The organism is Boseongicola sp. (assembly GCA_014075275.1).
GTDB lineage: Bacteria > Pseudomonadota > Alphaproteobacteria > Rhodobacterales > Rhodobacteraceae.
In genome coordinates this window covers 193,688-209,900 of record CP046179.1, presented here as the reverse complement: position 1 = coordinate 209,900, position 16,213 = coordinate 193,688, and the positions used below count along the sequence as shown (strand labels likewise).

Here is a 16,213-nt window from a genome sequence, read left to right as displayed (position 1 = left end):
TTCCTTATTTCAGCCTTGGGTTCAGCGCATCCCGCAACCAATCCCCCAAAAGATTTACAGAAAGCGCCAACGCCAGAAGCGTCATCGCAGGGAAGAACAGGATCCACCATTCGCCAGAGAACAGGAAGCCCTGCCCGATGCGGATCAATGTGCCCAGCGACGGCTGCGTCGGCGGCGCGCCGACGCCCAGAAAGCTCAGTGTCGCCTCGGCAATGATCGCCAAAGCCAGAGAAATCGTTGCGATCACCAGAACCGGTGAAAGTACATTCGGCAAGATGTGCCGCAGCATGATCGCGGGCGACGTGCGCCCGATCAACCTGGCCGCCTGCACATATTCCTTGTTCCGCTCAACCAATGTGGCCCCACGCACCACGCGCGCAAATTGCACCCAGTCACTCAACCCGATCGCAATGATCAACACCCAGATCGCCATCTGATCGCGGTATTCAACAGGCGTGAAGCCCTTGGCGACCCCAAAGATCAGCATCGCAACCAGAATGGCCGGGAACGTCAGTTGAACATCCGCCACCCGCATAATGATCGTTTCAGTCCAGCCGCCCAGATACCCGGCAATCAAACCCAGCGTGACTCCCAGAACCATAGCGAAAGCAACAGCGGCAAAACCTACAAACAGCGAAATCCGCATCCCATACAGAATGGTCGAAAACACATCGCGTCCCTGATCATCGGTGCCCAGCCAGAACTCCTCGCCCGTAAAGGCATTTGGAACACCCGGCGCGCTGAAGCCGTTCATCAGGTTCAGACTGGCAGGATCAAACGGGTCATATGGCGCGATCAACGGCGCGCACACCGCTGCCATAACCAGAACAACCGTGACGGCAAAGCTGACCATAGCCACCGGAGACCGCTTGAACTTCCAGAAGAAATCGCTGTCCAGAAACCGCGCGATGCGCCCGACGTCTTTGGCCGCCACCGGCTTGGCATTACTTGCTGTGCTGTCGGTCATGAGACCATTCCCATTCGCTCGTGCCATGCCTGCAGACTTTCGTCCGGATAGGCGTCAAAGGTCTTGTCGTTTTCGCCAATTATCGGTTCGGCCCAAGCGGCGCGAGAGCCCAACATCAGATGCGTCCGTTCCGGCGCGGCTGGTATTTCAGTGTCAATCGCCGAGGCATGGGGATGCAGCAACTCGGGCCACTTCGGCGAATACGCCCAAAGCGCGCTTCCGCAATTGCCGCAAAACGTCCGTTCCATATTCTCGCTCGAGGCGTACGTGCGCATGTGCTCGCGTCCCGAAACCTCCAGCGAATTGGCCTTGGCACCGACATTAATCGCATAGCCACCACCGCCCGCCGTCTTCCGGCAGATCGAGCAGTAACACAGGTTGAACGGCACCGGATGCGGTGCGTCCACTTCAAACTGCACCGCCCCGCAATGACATGACCCCTGAAGCTGCATCAATGCGCCCCAACCCGGTCAGCCCTGAGCCTTGGATCCACCCAGAAATAAAGCAAATCAACCAACAGATTGATGCCCACGAACATCACCGAAATCAGCATCAGATAGGCCGCCATCACCGGAATATCGACGAACTGAATGGCATTGATGAACAGCAATCCGACGCCCGGCCACTGGAACACTGTTTCCGTAATGATGGCGAAAGCGATGATTGACCCCAGTTGCAAACCGGTCACCGTGATCACCGGCACAAGCGTATTTTTTAAAGCATGACGGAAGTTTACGGCCCGTTCTTTAAGTCCCCGCGCCCGCGCAAACCGGATGTAGTCCTGACGCAGAACCTCCAGCATCTCGGATCGCACCAACCGCATGATCAACGTCATCTGATAAAGCCCCAGCGTGATTGACGGCAGTATCAGCGCCTTCAACCCGCTTTCGGTCAAAAAGCCTGTGGACCACCACCCAAGCTGAACGACCTCTCCACGCCCAAACGACGGCAACATATCCAGTTCGACCGAGAACAGATAAATTAACAGAATCCCGATCAGAAATGTCGGCAGACTCACCCCTATGAGTGACACCGACATGATCACATTCGAGGCCCAGCCGTCTCGTCGGATCGCGGTAAATACCCCCAGCCCAATTCCGATGGAAATCGCCAGAAACCCAGACACTGCCGCCAGTTCCAGCGTTGCAGGCGCGCGTTCTGCAATGATCGTGCCAACCGGTCGACCCTGCCGATAGCTGACACCAAAGTTGCCTTTCACCGCGCCGGTCAGGAACTTGTAATATTGAACCGGAAACGGCTGATCCAAACCTAGTTCAATGCGCAATCGGTCGATGTCGGCTTGCGTGCGCTCCTGTCCCAAAAGGTTGTCAATCGGATCGCCGACAAAGCGAAACATCGAAAAGGCCACCAATCCCACTACAAGCAGGACCAGAATGGATTGCGCGATACGGCGGATAACATAGGCAAGCATGGATATGTTTGTGGGCTGCAACCGTCCCGCCGTCAAGGCACGTCCCCATGCTTCTTCTGTCAAAAAATACTTCGGGGTGAGCGCCATAGGCGCGAGGGGCAGCGCCCCTAAACTTTGCACCTGTCACATTGGCTCACCCACATGTGCGTTGCACGAACCTCAAACCGCCCCCAACTGTGAAGACACCACAACAGGAGGTTCCATGCCCCGCTTTATTTTTGCCGCCATCGCTGCCCTGCTGATAGCTCCGACGCTGGCACAGGCGCAATCCAGCGAACCGATGACACAGGGGCGCGTGTTGGACATCCTTCTGGCCCTTGATCCGGATGCGGCTCCGTCTGGTCCCGGCATCGAGCTTACCATCGAAGATGTGCCGCTCCTTGTCATCGTCGACCCTCGAAGCGACAGGCTGCGTGCTATGGTCCCTATTCGATCCACCGATGACATGAGCGACGATGACCTCAGACGTGTCCTGCAGGCCAATTTCGACACTGCCCTTGCTGCACGCTATGCCGTTGCGCAGGGTCGTCTCTGGGGCACATTCCTGCACCCTTTGTCACCGCTGCAACGTGACGAGCTCATTTCCGAACTTGGCCAGACCGTCAATCTGGCCCTTACATATGGCACGCTATTTACCAGCGGCGCCCTCAGCTTTGGCGGCGGCGACAGCCCCGATCTTCAGCGCGATCTCATCAACCGTCTGCTCGAAAAAGGTCAGGATATCTGAAAGTTATCCTGGCTCAGACCAATTCGCCGGCCTTGAACAGCTCCATCAGATCAGCCTCTGGGCGTGCTCCGATATGAGAAATTACTTCCGACGCCGCAGCGCATCCCATGCGCCCACACATCTCCAGCGGCAAGCCTTGAGAATGCGCCCACAAAAATGCGCCCGCAAAGGCATCGCCAGCTCCCGTCGCATCGACAATCTCGGTCGCCACGGCGGGCGCGTGCCAGCGTTCACCACCGGACAGAATATGCGCGCCTTTCGCGCCTTCGGTGCAGGCTACGATCTCAATTTCTGACGCGGCCTGCGCCAGCGCAGCTTCGAAATCATCGGTCTGATACATCGACATGATCTCGTCTCGATTGGCGAACAACAGATCCACATGATCCCGGATCATCACACGAAAGGCGTCTCGATGGCGCTCAACACAAAACGGATCCGACAAGGTCAGCGAAACCTTTCCACCCGCCGCCTCGGTGGCCCCGATAGCTTTGGCAAAAGCTGCCTTACTTTCAGGCCCGTCGAAACGATATCCTTCCAGATAGATCATCGCCGCATCAGCCATCTGAGCGTCGTCGATATCTTCGGACTTCAGAAATTCGGTGACGCCCAGATAGGTATTCATCGACCGCTCCCCATCCGGGGTAACCAGAACAATACACCGCCCTGTCTCGGCCTCTTCGCTTGCTGGCGCCAGTGACGTCTCATAAACCGCACCCTGCGCGCGCAGGTCGTGGGCAAAAATCGCCCCCAGCTGGTCGTCTTTCACCTTCCCGACGTAAGCCGTTGAACCGCCCAGCGCTGCAACCACCGCAATCGTATTGGCCGCAGACCCGCCCGAAACTTCGCGCGCCGGTCCCACTCGCGCATAAAGATCAACGGCGCGATCCATGTCGATCAACTGCATGATACCCTTTTCCACCCCGACTTCGGTCAGAAAAGTATCCTCGGCGCGCGCCAGCACATCCACCATCGCATTGCCGATTCCGACAACATCAAAGCGTTTCGTCATTCTGTCTTGTCCTCGAATTGGCACAGATCGCGTATCAGACACGCGTTGCATTTGGGTTTGCGGGCGACGCAAGTGTATCGCCCATGCAGGATGAGCCAGTGATGCGCATGCTGCTGAAATTCGGCTGGAACCTGATCTTCGATCGCCCGTTCAACCGCCACCACATCCTTGCCCGGTGCCAGACCGGTGCGATTTCCAACCCTGAATATATGGGTATCTACCGCTTGAGCGGGATGCTTGAACCACATGTTCAAAACCACATTCGCAGTTTTGCGCCCGACACCCGGCAATGACCGCAAGGCGGCACGCGACGACGGGACCTGACCGTCATATTCATCCACCAGAATTCGGCTCATCTTGATGACGTTCTTGGCCTTTTGACGAAACAGACCAATGGTCTTTATATGCTCGGTCACACCCTCTTCGCCCAGCGCCAACATCTTCTCCGGCGTGTCGGCGATCTCGAACAGCTTGTGGGTGGCTTTGTTCACACCTGCATCCGTGGCCTGTGCCGACAACGCTACGGCCACAACCAGCGTATAGGCATTGACGTGGTGCAGTTCGCCCTTTGGCTCGGCCTCAGAGTTCTGAAAACGGGTAAAGACCTCGTGGATCGTATTATAAGAAAGCTGTTTGGCCATCGGTGCCGGTTTTGGCGGATTGGTCGCGGCGCGGCAAGGGCGTTCTACGCAAAGGCGCTTATGGCCTCGGCGTTTTGGCCCATGTGCAATTATCAAACTCGGTAAAATCCACCAATCGCTCTACCTGACCGCTTTGCGACAGGCGTGAACAGCCCTCGATGGCATCAAAATCGGTGAAAACCCGCACGGTTCCCGCATCCCCCGGCAAACAAATCACTGTGCCGAACCCGCCAGTACGCGATGTGGCCTTATCTGCCACATCAACAACCAACAGCAACTCGGACTGGCTGTCGTTGTGCAGACAGATTTCGGCGGCAGCCGGGGTTGCCCCCGCGGCCAGCATCACAACCAAAAATCGAAGCACCTTCTAGTTCAGCGTCGCCAGATAGGCGGCAACATCCGCACGGTCACCTGCATCCCGCAATTTGAATGTCATCTTCGCCTTGGCGCGACTGTCGTCCAGATACTCGCGCAAGAAAGCACGCGGATCGGCAATGTAGTCGGCCAGATTCTCTTCGTTCCAGACCAATCCGGCCTCACCCGCTTCGACCATAGACTTGCCGTAGCGATAGCCTTTGAACGTCCCGGCCTGCCGTCCGATCACATCCGTCAATACTGGCCCCGATGCGTTGCGCGCCCCATCACCCACTTTGTGGCAGGCAGAACATTTCTTGAAACCGGCTTCACCGGCAACCGGGTCACCCGCGGCAAAAGCAGGGGATGCCAGCAACGAAGCGACAATTAGGGCAGCATTCATACGAAGAGACATTTGACGACTTCCATTTAAAACAACTGTTCTGAACGCTTATCAGCCTGAACACCGGTCCCTGTCAGCCCATGGTCACTTCAAAGTGAAGAAAATTTGGGCCCTCGTGAACACAATTCGAGGCATCAAAGGCGAACTGGATTACAACTAACAGGAATCGAACACGTGAAACAACTGACGACGATTGCCGCAGCAGCGGTTTTAGCGCTGGGCACAGCTGCAACTGCGCAAGATGCACCCTTCGGAGGCGACGACGACACCGCTTATGCGGCCGTGTTGTGGGATGTCATGGTGGCCGCCCGCCTGGCCGGTGACGACCGCATCCAAAGTTTTCCCTACGAAGGCCTCGAACCCCACGGTTTTGTGCTCGAGACATTCTACACAACTGCGACCGTGAACGGGCATACCGGCGATCTCGTCATCAAGAATAACTATGGCCCAGAAGGCGTTGAATTTGAAGAAGTTCAGGCAGATCGCAACGGGCACCTCGGCGCTGTTACGATCATGTTCCGCCGCGAAGCTGGCTATGACGATGACAACGCAAACTGGTTCTGGGCGAAATATTTGCCAGACGGCTCTCTCGATAAGAATCCCAAAGGCATGGAGCTTGCCGGACGTGTCGCCAAAGGCGCTGATGCGGGTTGTATTGCCTGCCACACCGCCGCAGATGGCGACGACTACATATTCACCACAAATCACATTACCAACTAACCCCAAGGGAATGTTCCCCCCGAGGTTGGAAATGTGAAACAGCGCGCATGCCCAAAGCATGCGCGCTGTGTCTTTTTGAGGTCCGCGTTCGAAAGCGCAAAATCCGGGTCGCCAGACATGGTCCGCTTGCCTATCCAGATGACATGCCCAAGGATATGCACATGACCCCGCCCAACACCGCAAACGACGCCGAGACCGGCTATCACTATCAACTCATGCGGCGCGCCATCGACTTGATCGACGCCGACCAGGACCGCGATCTGTCGCTGGAAGACATCGCCGGGCAAATGCGTATGAGCCCAGCCCACTTTCAACGTATCTTTTCGCGCTGGGCAGGTGTGTCGCCAAAACGCTATCAGCAATGGCTGGCGCTGGACCACGCCAAGACCCTGTTGGCAGACCGACACACAACCTTGGAAACAGCCGACGCCGTGGATCTTTCCGGTTCAGGACGCCTGCATGATCTGTTCATCCGCTGGGAAGCCATGAGCCCGGGCGACTATGCGAAAGCCGGTGACGGACTGAGCATCAATTGGGGATGGTTCGACAGCCCCTTTGGTCCCGCTCTGATCATGGGCACGCACAAAGGCATCTGCGGCATAGGATTCGCCGCCGAAACCACTTCCGACGCGACAATGGCCGATCTGAAGTCCCGCTGGCCCAAGGCAACATTCACCGAAGACGCCGACGCTCTTGCGCCCTTCGCCGCTCAGGCGTTCCCGCGCGAAGGCTCAAACCGCGAACCGGCGCAGCTGTATCTGATCGGTGCGAACTTTCAGATCAAAGTCTGGGAAGCCTTGATGCAAATCCCCACCGGTCAGGTCACCACCTATTCCGATATTGCCCGCACTATTGGCCATCCAAAGGCCGTGCGCGCCGTGGGAACTGCGGTTGGTCGTAACCCGATCTCTTGGCTGATCCCCTGTCACCGCGCATTGCGCAAGTCCGGGGGCCTGGGCGGCTACCATTGGGGCCTGCCTGTGAAACGCACTATGCTTGCCTGGGAAACAGCGGAATCCGCTTGAAAAACAGTGTTTTTACGGGCTGATATCCCATAACAGCGCCGTGATCTTGCCTAACACCCGCAGGATCGGCACATCTTCGCCCATCACCGCTGGTGCACCATCCAACATGGTGTATAGCGGCCATAGGAGAAGTGCGAATGACACAAGGAATTTCAATGTTACTCACCAAAAAACCGCTGGCGCTGGGTGTCGTGGGGCTTTTTGTTTTAACTGCGTGCGGAGATGCCTCGCAGTATCCCGGAACCGAAGGCAACCGCGCCAAAGAAGGCGCAATTGCCGGAGCGGCCCTGGGCGGCATCCTGGGCGCAATCACCGGTTCAGGTGATCGTAAAGACGACATCCTGACCGGCGCCATCGTTGGCGGCATCGCAGGCGGTGTCGGCGGATCGATCCTCGATGCGCAAGCTGCCGAGCTGGAAGATGATTTCAGCAACAGCAATATCGACGTGATCAACACCGGCAACGAGTTGATCGTGCGTATGCCCGAGGCGATTCTTTTCGCCACTGACAGCGCATCGCTGAACCCGCAGTTGCGTTCGGATCTGTTCGTGCTGTCCAACAGCCTGAACAAATATCCGCAGTCCGTTGTCACGGTCACCGGCCACACAGACAACACCGGCACCGCGTCCTATAACCAGGACCTTAGCGAACGCCGCGCATGGGCCGTCTCTGACGTGCTCCGCTCAGGTGGTGTCTCCGGGTCGCGTATCCGCACTGTTGGAGCTGGCGAAGGTCAACCGATTGCGACCAACCAGACTGCCGCAGGCCGGTCCATGAACCGCCGCGTGGACATTACGATCACGCCGACCGGCTGATCCAGATCATATCCGACTCGAAGGGGCGGCGGGCATCAAGCCCGCCGCCCTTTTCTTTGGTGTCCAATGCCGCCGCCTAACCCGCCACTTGGACCCGCAGCAAACTGGAAATCAATGTCGCCTGATTATGTGCGCCGGTTTTATCGAACATCCGCCGCAGCTGCGTTCGCAAAGTATTGGTGGTTACACCCAGCGCATCAGCTGCCGCCGTCAAATCTTTTCCGCTGGCCAGTAACTCTGCCAAATTCAGCTGCGCCGGAGATAACCCAAAGGTATCTGCTGCCACTTCCAAACGGGCGCGCAACAAAAAGTCGTCGTCAAATGTCACCAGAACCCGTTCCTGCTCGGTAAACACCCAACAAAACATCGGACGCCCCTGTGAATCTTCGCCCAGCGCGACCACTTTTTCGGGGATATTTAAAAATCCACGCGGCAGGTTGGTGGCCAGATGACTGGTCCAAACCTCAATCGCCGCTTGAAGTTCGGCGTCGAACGCACGGTTATTTGCGCGAAGCCGTTGCCCCGACACCGTTAATCCTTCGTGATCCTTCAAACGTTCTCGCGCCAGCCCGTTCAGCCGCTCCACCCGACCGCTGGCATCAATCTCGATGCGCGGACGATCTTCGCGACCCAATGCCGGCACTGCAACGGTCAAACTGACCAGCTTCCAATTACCCTCAATGCGATGAACGATACTTTTGCTCGTGCGAAAAATCGGCTGCGTGAATACCTTCAACCGGCTGCGTCTTTCTCAGATCATAAGATGCCCAGGCAATATCGCCCGAGACGTGAACCTGAACGTTCTCCCACTGCAAAATCTCCAGCGCATCGTAATCCTGTGGATACCTTCGAAATCCCTCTTTGAACTTTTCGCGCAGGTTCTCCCAGCCAATATGCACCCGCGTTCCCACTGTCGGACCCGAAATGATCCACCGCACCTCCGGCCCATGATGCCAATGGTCGATAAAGGCTTCAAAATCACCGCCGTAATAGCTCACCTGCTCCGAGCGCAGGAAATCCAACACCTCTTGTTCTTCATCGGAAAATTCCACGGATACTCCCCGCGACCCCGCTCGATATTCAACATATGATCTGCCGCCCAGGACAGGTTGCCCGTCCACTTTAACCTTCCCGGCGGCGTCTGACCACTTGGCGCAATTCAGCGATCTGGGCCGGAATTTCCTGCAAAGTATCGCGCAGCCAAACCAGTCTGGCCGCAATACGCACCCGCCGCTGCTCAGCGCGCAAAATTGCACGTTCCATTTCAGCTTGATCAAACTTGATCTGATTGTCGTTCAGTTTCTGCGACAGGGTTATCTGGTTCAGGTCCATGGTGATCTCCTTGATCTCATGACCCAAACTTAGCCGTGCATCCCGAAACAAGTTGTCATCCCAATGGATGACAGACCTATAAAAAGTTCAAAGAGCCAAACCAAACATGGTTGTCTCGGCATCCGACATCTCGGCAACAGGTGTAAATCCCGCCTTCTCCAACACGCGGGCAGACGCCGGGTTGCCTGCCTCAACGCCCCCAAGAAGCTGTTCGCCGGTGTTCAAAGCTCGTCGCCAAAGCACCAATCCGCGCATCATTTCGCTGGCGTATCCATGCCCCCAGGCAGTCTTGCCGAATAAATAGCCAATATGCGTCACCATCCCGGCTTCTTCTTCAAACGATGCCAGGATCAAAACGCCAATCACCGCGTCACCCTCGCGTTTCTGTATGCAATAAACATCGCTTTCTGCCAGCCGCGCATCCAACCAGACCGCCGTGGCACCATCCCCCTCACCCAATTGCAAGGGGTCTGGAAGATGCAAAAGAACGTCAGGGGTCAAAATCTCGCCCAACGCCCCTATCACAGTCGCCCGGTCCAGACCGGAACATGGCACGACACGCATTCGATCGGTTTCAAACCCGGCCATCTCCGTCATACCCTTCCTCTTTTTGAACGTCCCTTGACATATCCTAGCACAAATTATAGTTAGGATGCCAGACTAACTGGATGACCATCATGGACATATCAACCTTCGTGGAACTCGCGCACCGCCACGCTCATCGCACTTGGGCACGCGACAGCGCAAAAATCGGCCTTAGCCACAGCGAATACGAATACCTGCGCGCAATCAAGGACCAAGAGGCCGCCCGGATCGACAAGGACGATCATGGCCAGCATCTGGCAGACGTCGTGGCCGATATGGGTGTTCACAAAGCATCGGCCAGCGCCATGGTCGTTAAACTCGAAGACCGTGGATTGGTTACGCGCATCCCCTGCCAGTTCGACGCCCGCGCACAGCATATTCTGCTGACCGATCAGGGCCGTAACCTTCTGTCTGAAGGCAATCGTCTATATGAAACCGCCGCCGCGCGTGTTTTTGCGGGCCTGTCCAAATCTGACGAACGCACAATCTCGGACATTCTCCACAAAATTGGCTGACAGCTTCGCATTTACCCAATCTAGTAAGTCTTCCAAACAAACATAAAGGATACTATCATGACCCTCGAACTCGCCCTTATCGGCACCGCAATCCATGTCCTTATCTGGGAAAAACTCCCCGAATGGGGAACCTGGTTCAACACGTTTATCGCCAGTCTGCCGCGCCCCCTTCAAACGCTCTATGAACAATGGCGCTGCCCCTATTGTGCAGGGTTCTGGATCGCCTTGGCACTTCATGCCCTGACTGGACTTTGGACAAATCAATCTTTGTCGGCCCTGCCCCCTTACCTCGGCCCGCTCGCCACACCGACGGGGTGGTTCTTGGATGCGCTGGCCACCGCCACACTGATCCTTGCCGGCACCATCGCCCTGAAAGCCCTGGGTCTGCCTGCGATGAAAGCCCATTTAATGAAAGACGAGTTCATGAAATCGGCGTTTGGCGACGCATCAAAATCCACGGCCGCTTGAAAACAAGGGCAAAACGGAGCGTCGTCTGGCGCTCTGTTTACTCTTTCGTAACCAACGCGCCCGAATTCTCAGGACTTTCATAACCTCTGTTAACGAATGGTTTGCACATCGCAGATACCGATATGGCATAGTCATATTCAGCGAGGCCACCGTTGACCCCAATGATACGCACCGCCATCTTTCCCGTTGCTGGCAAAGGCACCAGAATGCTGCCTGCCACCCGCGCCGTTCCCAAAGAACTTCTGCCAGTTCTCGACAAACCCCTCATCGATTTCGCGATTGAAGAAGCCATAGATGCGGGTATCGAACGTCTGATTTTTGTGACGTCGCCCCAAAAAACGGCAATCCACCACCATGTCATCAGTGCGCCGGACCATGCGGCACTTATGACCGCTCCGGATTTGATCTTTACCGAACAACTGAAACCACTCGGCCTTGGGCATGCGATCCTGGTTGCGCAACCTCATGTTCTACCCGGACCGGTCGCGGTGCTTTTGCCCGACGACCTTATTGTCGATGGCCCCGGCTGCCTTTCTGAAATGGTCGCGGCCTACGAAAGCACCAGCGCCCACCACCTCGTCGCCAGCATGACCGTGCCGGGTGAACACGTGTCGCGCTATGGAATACTGGATATCACCAGCACCAACGGCCCGATCCTGCCCGCCAGTTCAGTGATCGAAAAACCTGCATCTGACACCGCCCCATCCGATCAGGCGGTTGTCGGTCGCTACATCCTCGACCCGTCAATCTTTGATGCCATTGCGGCCCAGGAACCAGATGCAAGCGGCGAAATCCAACTGACCGACGCTATTGCCGATCAGGCAAAATATGGCCTGGCCGGGTTCCAGTTCGCTGGACGTCGTTTTGACTGCGGCAGCAAAGAAGGGCTTCTGGCCGCAACTCTCCACCGCGCCGCCAATGATCCGACCTACAGCGCCGCGCTTGTCAGCCACCAGCCGCAGAGTGCCGCCTCCGCCGCCGCCTGATACCAAAAGCCAGACCTAGCCTCTGAACTCGTCGAAGACGCGCTGGCTTGGCAGCGCTTCCGGATTTCGTGTGGAAATCCGGCATTGGTCAAAAAACCTTTCCAGTTGTCCCGCCCCACCGTGCGCCGTAAACTCCTTCTAGAACGGAGGTTCGCGCCCACCATGCCTTTTGAACGCATCAACCCGGAAAAACTGTCTCACTCTGTCGTACGCCAGATCGAGCTTTTGATCCTGCGTGGCATCCTCGGCCCGGGCGAGCGTTTGCCCTCGGAACGCGAACTTTCAGAACGGCTTGGTGTCTCGCGCCCATCTTTGCGCGAAGCGGTGTCCGAACTGCAAAACAGCGGCCTTCTGACGACCAAGGCCAATTCGGGCATCTACGTTGCCGATGTCCTGGGGTCTGCCTTCTCACCCGCCTTGACCCGGCTATTCGCCTCCCACGACGAAGCGGTCTTCGACTACCTCGACTTCCGCCGCGATATGGAAGGCCTCGCCGCCGAACGCGCGGCACGCCTCGGCTCAGACACTGACTTGCAAGTCATCAATTCGGTTTTCGAACGCATGCAGGCCGCCCACAAAAAGCGAGATCCCTCGGACGAAGCTAATATCGACGCCGAGTTTCACCTCGCCATACTTGAGGCCAGCCATAACGTCGTCATGCTGCATATGATGCGCTCGATGTATGACCTTTTACGTGAAGGCGTATTCTACAACCGCCAGATCATGTTCCGCCAGCGCGCCACCCGCGACGAATTGCTGAACCAACACGGTGCCATCAACAGCGCACTTCAAGCCCGCGATGCCAAAGCTGCACGACAAACCATCGAGGCCCACCTGGACTATGTCCGCAGCTGTCTGTCTGACCAGATCAAGGCCGACCGAAACGAAGACATCGCCAAAAAGCGACTGGAGCAGGAAAAGGCCCGATAGGTCCTGCCCTGCAGCTTGCAACGGCAAATCCAGCCGCTGCGTGCCTTTCTTGCCGTCAACTGAAATCGTGCTGATTGATTTCGGGCCACGCCAGTGGATTTGCTGTTTGCAACTTCGACCTAATTCCGCCGAATTCCAGTGGCATGAATGGCATTGTTAGCAGTTTATTGCATTCATTCAGCTTTGCCGAACTTCATTTAGGACCGAATTTCATGACATCCATTCTTGCCAGAACCTTATTTATCGCCGCCATGGTGTTCAACTCAGCTACACATGCCATTGCGTCACCGCAAACCGATGCAAATTACATTGCCCAACAGACGCTTACAAAGGAAATGTTCGAAGGCGCGCTCATCGCGCAGCGCCCATTGATCTTATCCGCAATTCAAAATGATCTGCGCAATAACGGGGTGATCCTCAAAAAACCCGAAGCGTTCTTTGATCTCTTCATGGGTGAATTCGTCGACGAATTCACACTGGGCATGCGAGAAGAAGGTGCGCAGCTTTATCTGGATACGTTCACACCAAAGGAACTTTCGGACATCGCAACTTTCTACAAGAGTGAAACCGGCCAATCATTCCTTAAGAAAACCCCCGCGCTCATGCAGACCTCATTTACATTGGGCGAAAAGGTCGGTGCTCGTGCAGGCATGCGCGTGGCTCCTTCGCTCAAAAAGCGAATTCGCGATGAAAATCTGTTGGAACTGGAAGACCGTTCGGTGATTGACAAACTTCTGAATATCTTAAGATAGAGATTTCACCGACACTTAACCGGATAGGTAAAGCGCGGCGGACCTATCGGGTATCGCGCACCGTCTTCAAAGCAGGTCACTATGCCCTTCCCGGCCAGCCAGAAATAGTGCGGATCCCTCGGGCGCATCCGCCGGCCCTCGCGCCCGACCAGCACTTCGAAATGCAGGTGCACCGCCGACCCCAAAAGCCCGGTTGATCCCATCGTCCCCAGAACATCGCCGCGCTTGACCTTCTGACCAACTTCCACCGAACGCCGCGTCAAATGGAAATACTGGGTGTCAAAGTGCTGCCCATTGGCATCGGCGCCATGATTGATCCGCACCCGGTGCCCATAAAGGGGCTCGTGTCGCGACTCGACCACCACTCCGTCGGCAGCGGCCAATATTGGCGTCTTGGGGGTGCCCCAGACGTCCATGCCGTTGTGCTGAAAATTGTCCTCGTTCGGTCCTCGAAAATACTGCTGCGAGATGAACAGAGCATTCTCGGGCACCTGTACTTCAATAATATCGGGCGAGTCCGGGCGATACGCTGTCGCATCCCCGTATCGTTCCACAGAGCACCCCGTCAGCACCGTCACCAAAAGGCCGATGCCAACCAATCGCATCAAACGCCCTCAGACGACCGCGACCACAAATTCAATCCGTCTGGCTCTTTCGCCAATTCATCAATCGCGGCCAACTCGGACGCGCTGAATTCCAACGACGCCACCGCGCCCACACAATCCTCGATCTGACGCACCTTCGACGCCCCGATCAACGCCGTGGTGACTCTCCCTTCGCGCAGAACCCAGGCCAGCGCCATCTGCGCCAGTGTTTGCCCCCGCTCTCGCGCGATATCATTCAAACCATTCAACCGCTTAATCGCCTCATCGCCCAACAAATCAGGGTTCAACGACTTTCCTTGCGTCGCCCGACTTCCCTCCGGTACACCCCCAAGATATTTCCCTGTCAGCATCCCCTGCGCCAAAGGCGTAAACGCGATCGACCCAACGCCCACATCCTCCAGCGCATCCAGTAACCCGTCCCGCTCGACCCATCGGTTCAGCATATTGTAAGACGGCTGATGGATCAGGCAGGGGGTGCCCAGGTCCTTCAAAATCGCCACGGCTTCCCGCGTCCGTTCGGTGTTGTATGAACTGATCCCCGCATACAGCGCCCGCCCCGACCGCACGATGTGATCCAACGCGCCCATAGTCTCTTCCAGCGGAGTCTCTGGATCAAACCGATGCGAATAGAAGATATCAACATACTCCAACCCCATCCGCTTCAACGACTGATCACAGGACGAAATCAGATACTTCCGGCTGCCCCATTCCCCATAAGGCCCCGGCCACATGTCGTAGCCTGCCTTGGACGAAATAATCAGCTCGTCCCGATAGCCCGCAAAATCTGTCGCCAGAATCTCGCCAAAAGCCTCTTCGGCACTTCCCGGAGGCGGTCCATAGTTATTGGCCAGATCAAAATGCGTGATCCCGTTGTCAAACGCCGCCCTGCACAAGTCACGCTTCAGCTCATGCGGCGTGTCGCCACCGAAATTATGCCAAAGCCCCAGCGAGATCGCGGGCATCTTCACCCCCGACCGCCCACAGCGGCGATACTCCATCGTGTCATAGCGTGTGTCAGCGGGTGTATAGCGGGGGGTTGAGGCTGGTCTGATCATGGCCGCAACTTCCGCGCGGGGTGTGGAAATGTCAACGGGATGGGACGATCTAAAAGAAACGAAATAGAACCAGATTCTTGGCACAAGATTGAACGCCAATTCAGACTTCGATAACCTTGTCCACCAAAGGAATTGATATGCGTGCATACGGACTGATTTTGGTAGCGGTTATCGCTGCGCTCCATTTTTACATAGCCTATTTCGAAATGTTCGCATGGGAATCCCGCGGGCCAGCAGTCTTCCCGGACTTTCCAAAAGAATTGTTCAGCCAGACCGGCGCACTGGCTCTGAACCAGGGTGTCTATAACGGTTTTCTTGCTGTCGGTCTGATTTGGTCGCTGCTCATCGGGGATAGACAATGGCAACTGAAAGTTGCCGTATGTTTTCTGCTTTTTGTAGCCGTCGCCGGCATTGTCGGTGCCGTCACCGCATCGCCAAGGATTTTGTTTGTGCAAACCGTCCCAAGCGTTGCCCCGCTGGCACTGCTGATGGCCGCAGAATGGCGATCAACGCGGATATAAATACCACCTCGTCCTCAACAAACGCCATTCAAGCCAAAAGTCCCGCCTATGGGGTCATCAATTTCTACGCCAAGATCGGCTTTCCCCGGATCACAGAAGGTATCGCGCAAGCACCATTGCCGTTGTCATATCCGAAAGGTTGGCTTGGCCAGTCACTGACCTGACAAGAATTTGAGCCTCTCCCATGCCAATCCGAATGCGTAGCGGCACTGGATAACCAGGACGAATGGTGAGCAGTTGTGCAACCGCACCGAGGCCGGAAAATGCCGACAGTGCTATCTCTGCAAAGCCGTCGTTTGTTTGTCCTCCAATATCCGCAAGAACCGGAAATAACGCAGACTTCTGCCGTGGACTGGTTCGGTTGCAGCAAC

At 56.3% G+C, this 16,213-nt stretch carries 24 protein-coding genes; 11 read left to right on the top strand and 13 right to left on the bottom strand.

Annotation, left to right across the window (positions count from 1 at the left end):
- Window positions 1-4: 4 nt before the first annotated feature.
- The 3 genes from GKR98_01145 to GKR98_01135 are packed head-to-tail and all read right to left on the bottom strand — an operon-like array spanning window position 5 to window position 2,399.
- The gene (locus GKR98_01145; protein QMU56933.1) at window positions 5-967 is read right to left on the bottom strand and encodes an ABC transporter permease subunit; all 963 of its coding nucleotides are present in this window, start codon (window positions 965-967) and stop codon (window positions 5-7) included.
- On the bottom strand, window positions 964-1,419 hold the full coding sequence (locus tag GKR98_01140; protein ID QMU56932.1) for a GFA family protein: 456 nt from the start codon (window positions 1,417-1,419) through the stop codon (window positions 964-966). The genes GKR98_01145 and GKR98_01140 overlap by 4 nt, the downstream gene beginning before the upstream one ends.
- Window positions 1,419-2,399, bottom strand: coding sequence for an ABC transporter permease subunit (locus GKR98_01135; protein ID QMU56931.1), 981 nt, complete (start codon window positions 2,397-2,399; stop codon window positions 1,419-1,421). The genes GKR98_01140 and GKR98_01135 overlap by 1 nt, the downstream gene beginning before the upstream one ends.
- A 202-nt stretch (window positions 2,400-2,601) precedes the next feature.
- Between GKR98_01135 and GKR98_01130 the strand changes: the two genes are divergently transcribed.
- Entirely contained in the window at window positions 2,602-3,126 is a 525-nt protein-coding gene (locus GKR98_01130; GenBank protein ID QMU56930.1) for a hypothetical protein, read from the top strand.
- 13 nt (window positions 3,127-3,139) lie between these two features.
- Here the strand turns inward: GKR98_01130 and GKR98_01125 are convergent, their stop codons facing one another.
- Genes GKR98_01125 through GKR98_01110 form a run of 4 tightly spaced genes read right to left on the bottom strand, consistent with a single transcriptional unit; the run spans window position 3,140 to window position 5,533 of the window.
- A complete protein-coding gene (locus tag GKR98_01125; GenBank protein QMU56929.1) occupies window positions 3,140-4,135 on the bottom strand; it encodes an adenosine kinase in 996 nt (331 codons plus the stop codon).
- Window positions 4,132-4,776, bottom strand: coding sequence for an endonuclease III (nth, locus tag GKR98_01120; GenBank protein ID QMU56928.1), 645 nt, complete (start codon window positions 4,774-4,776; stop codon window positions 4,132-4,134). The genes GKR98_01125 and nth overlap by 4 nt, the downstream gene beginning before the upstream one ends.
- A gap of 58 nt (window positions 4,777-4,834) precedes the next feature.
- A complete protein-coding gene (locus GKR98_01115; GenBank protein ID QMU56927.1) occupies window positions 4,835-5,140 on the bottom strand; it encodes a hypothetical protein in 306 nt (101 codons plus the stop codon).
- A 3-nt stretch (window positions 5,141-5,143) separates the two neighbouring features.
- Complete coding sequence (locus tag GKR98_01110; protein ID QMU59925.1) at window positions 5,144-5,533, bottom strand: c-type cytochrome; 390 nt, start codon at window positions 5,531-5,533, stop codon at window positions 5,144-5,146.
- 297 nt (window positions 5,534-5,830) lie between these two features.
- Here GKR98_01110 and GKR98_01105 point away from each other — a divergent pair, with 297 nt between their 5' ends.
- The 3 genes from GKR98_01105 (at window position 5,831) to GKR98_01095 (ending at window position 8,093) form a co-directional block, all read left to right on the top strand.
- Entirely contained in the window at window positions 5,831-6,253 is a 423-nt protein-coding gene (locus GKR98_01105) for a hypothetical protein (protein ID QMU59924.1), read from the top strand.
- Between the two features lie 161 nt (window positions 6,254-6,414).
- Window positions 6,415-7,278 carry a methylated-DNA--[protein]-cysteine S-methyltransferase gene (locus GKR98_01100; GenBank protein QMU59923.1) on the top strand — a complete coding sequence of 288 codons (864 nt, stop codon included), beginning with the start codon at window positions 6,415-6,417 and terminating at the stop codon, window positions 7,276-7,278.
- Window positions 7,279-7,433: 155 nt separating this feature from the next.
- The gene (locus tag GKR98_01095) at window positions 7,434-8,093 is read left to right on the top strand and encodes an OmpA family protein (protein ID QMU59922.1); all 660 of its coding nucleotides are present in this window, start codon (window positions 7,434-7,436) and stop codon (window positions 8,091-8,093) included.
- Between the two features lie 76 nt (window positions 8,094-8,169).
- Here the strand turns inward: GKR98_01095 and GKR98_01090 are convergent, their stop codons facing one another.
- From GKR98_01090 to GKR98_01075, 4 genes are all read right to left on the bottom strand, one after another.
- Window positions 8,170-8,748 carry a hypothetical protein gene (locus tag GKR98_01090; protein QMU56926.1) on the bottom strand — a complete coding sequence of 193 codons (579 nt, stop codon included), beginning with the start codon at window positions 8,746-8,748 and terminating at the stop codon, window positions 8,170-8,172.
- 22 nt (window positions 8,749-8,770) lie between these two features.
- Entirely contained in the window at window positions 8,771-9,145 is a 375-nt protein-coding gene (locus tag GKR98_01085; GenBank protein ID QMU56925.1) for a hypothetical protein, read from the bottom strand.
- Window positions 9,146-9,215: 70 nt separating this feature from the next.
- Window positions 9,216-9,425, bottom strand: coding sequence for a hypothetical protein (locus GKR98_01080; GenBank protein QMU56924.1), 210 nt, complete (start codon window positions 9,423-9,425; stop codon window positions 9,216-9,218).
- Window positions 9,426-9,512: 87 nt separating this feature from the next.
- A complete protein-coding gene (locus GKR98_01075; protein QMU56923.1) occupies window positions 9,513-10,022 on the bottom strand; it encodes a GNAT family N-acetyltransferase in 510 nt (169 codons plus the stop codon).
- A gap of 71 nt (window positions 10,023-10,093) precedes the next feature.
- Between GKR98_01075 and GKR98_01070 the strand changes: the two genes are divergently transcribed.
- The 5 genes from GKR98_01070 to GKR98_01050 all read left to right on the top strand — a co-directional run bounded on the left by GKR98_01070 (window position 10,094) and on the right by GKR98_01050 (window position 13,661).
- On the top strand, window positions 10,094-10,525 hold the full coding sequence (locus GKR98_01070) for a MarR family transcriptional regulator (GenBank protein QMU56922.1): 432 nt from the start codon (window positions 10,094-10,096) through the stop codon (window positions 10,523-10,525).
- A gap of 57 nt (window positions 10,526-10,582) precedes the next feature.
- Entirely contained in the window at window positions 10,583-10,993 is a 411-nt protein-coding gene (locus GKR98_01065) for a hypothetical protein (GenBank protein QMU56921.1), read from the top strand.
- Window positions 10,994-11,154: 161 nt separating this feature from the next.
- Window positions 11,155-11,979 carry an NTP transferase domain-containing protein gene (locus GKR98_01060; GenBank protein ID QMU56920.1) on the top strand — a complete coding sequence of 275 codons (825 nt, stop codon included), beginning with the start codon at window positions 11,155-11,157 and terminating at the stop codon, window positions 11,977-11,979.
- A gap of 162 nt (window positions 11,980-12,141) precedes the next feature.
- Entirely contained in the window at window positions 12,142-12,909 is a 768-nt protein-coding gene (locus tag GKR98_01055) for an FCD domain-containing protein (GenBank protein QMU56919.1), read from the top strand.
- Between the two features lie 143 nt (window positions 12,910-13,052).
- A complete protein-coding gene (locus GKR98_01050) occupies window positions 13,053-13,661 on the top strand; it encodes a DUF2059 domain-containing protein (GenBank protein QMU56918.1) in 609 nt (202 codons plus the stop codon).
- Between the two features lie 5 nt (window positions 13,662-13,666).
- Here the strand turns inward: GKR98_01050 and GKR98_01045 are convergent, their stop codons facing one another.
- Entirely contained in the window at window positions 13,667-14,266 is a 600-nt protein-coding gene (locus tag GKR98_01045; protein QMU56917.1) for a peptidoglycan DD-metalloendopeptidase family protein, read from the bottom strand.
- A complete protein-coding gene (gene mgrA / locus GKR98_01040; GenBank protein ID QMU56916.1) occupies window positions 14,266-15,321 on the bottom strand; it encodes an L-glyceraldehyde 3-phosphate reductase in 1,056 nt (351 codons plus the stop codon). The genes GKR98_01045 and mgrA overlap by 1 nt, the downstream gene beginning before the upstream one ends.
- A 137-nt stretch (window positions 15,322-15,458) precedes the next feature.
- Between mgrA and GKR98_01035 the strand changes: the two genes are divergently transcribed.
- Both GKR98_01035 and GKR98_01030 read left to right on the top strand, forming a co-directional pair.
- Window positions 15,459-15,842, top strand: coding sequence for a DUF1304 family protein (locus GKR98_01035; GenBank protein ID QMU56915.1), 384 nt, complete (start codon window positions 15,459-15,461; stop codon window positions 15,840-15,842).
- Window positions 15,821-16,006, top strand: a complete 186-nt coding sequence (locus GKR98_01030) for a hypothetical protein (protein ID QMU56914.1) — start codon at window positions 15,821-15,823, stop codon at window positions 16,004-16,006. The genes GKR98_01035 and GKR98_01030 overlap by 22 nt, the downstream gene beginning before the upstream one ends.
- The last annotated feature ends 207 nt before the right edge of the window (window positions 16,007-16,213 follow it).

Coding starts and splice junctions, on each gene's coding strand:
- GKR98_01145 (QMU56933.1), bottom strand. CDS start 967: ATGACCGACAGCACAGCAAGTAATGCCAAGCCGGTGGCGGCCAAAGAC.
- GKR98_01140 (QMU56932.1), bottom strand. CDS start 1,419: ATGCAGCTTCAGGGGTCATGTCATTGCGGGGCGGTGCAGTTTGAAGTG.
- GKR98_01135 (QMU56931.1), bottom strand. CDS start 2,399: ATGCTTGCCTATGTTATCCGCCGTATCGCGCAATCCATTCTGGTCCTG.
- GKR98_01130 (QMU56930.1), top strand. CDS start 2,602: ATGCCCCGCTTTATTTTTGCCGCCATCGCTGCCCTGCTGATAGCTCCG.
- GKR98_01125 (QMU56929.1), bottom strand. CDS start 4,135: ATGACGAAACGCTTTGATGTTGTCGGAATCGGCAATGCGATGGTGGAT.
- nth (QMU56928.1), bottom strand. CDS start 4,776: ATGGCCAAACAGCTTTCTTATAATACGATCCACGAGGTCTTTACCCGT.
- GKR98_01110 (QMU59925.1), bottom strand. CDS start 5,533: ATGAATGCTGCCCTAATTGTCGCTTCGTTGCTGGCATCCCCTGCTTTT.
- GKR98_01105 (QMU59924.1), top strand. CDS start 5,831: ATGGTGGCCGCCCGCCTGGCCGGTGACGACCGCATCCAAAGTTTTCCC.
- GKR98_01100 (QMU59923.1), top strand. CDS start 6,415: ATGACCCCGCCCAACACCGCAAACGACGCCGAGACCGGCTATCACTAT.
- GKR98_01095 (QMU59922.1), top strand. CDS start 7,434: ATGTTACTCACCAAAAAACCGCTGGCGCTGGGTGTCGTGGGGCTTTTT.
- GKR98_01080 (QMU56924.1), bottom strand. CDS start 9,425: ATGGACCTGAACCAGATAACCCTGTCGCAGAAACTGAACGACAATCAG.
- GKR98_01075 (QMU56923.1), bottom strand. CDS start 10,022: ATGACGGAGATGGCCGGGTTTGAAACCGATCGAATGCGTGTCGTGCCA.
- GKR98_01070 (QMU56922.1), top strand. CDS start 10,094: ATGACCATCATGGACATATCAACCTTCGTGGAACTCGCGCACCGCCAC.
- GKR98_01065 (QMU56921.1), top strand. CDS start 10,583: ATGACCCTCGAACTCGCCCTTATCGGCACCGCAATCCATGTCCTTATC.
- GKR98_01060 (QMU56920.1), top strand. CDS start 11,155: ATGATACGCACCGCCATCTTTCCCGTTGCTGGCAAAGGCACCAGAATG.
- GKR98_01055 (QMU56919.1), top strand. CDS start 12,142: ATGCCTTTTGAACGCATCAACCCGGAAAAACTGTCTCACTCTGTCGTA.
- GKR98_01050 (QMU56918.1), top strand. CDS start 13,053: ATGAATGGCATTGTTAGCAGTTTATTGCATTCATTCAGCTTTGCCGAA.
- GKR98_01045 (QMU56917.1), bottom strand. CDS start 14,266: ATGCGATTGGTTGGCATCGGCCTTTTGGTGACGGTGCTGACGGGGTGC.
- mgrA (QMU56916.1), bottom strand. CDS start 15,321: ATGATCAGACCAGCCTCAACCCCCCGCTATACACCCGCTGACACACGC.
- GKR98_01035 (QMU56915.1), top strand. CDS start 15,459: ATGCGTGCATACGGACTGATTTTGGTAGCGGTTATCGCTGCGCTCCAT.
- GKR98_01030 (QMU56914.1), top strand. CDS start 15,821: ATGGCGATCAACGCGGATATAAATACCACCTCGTCCTCAACAAACGCC.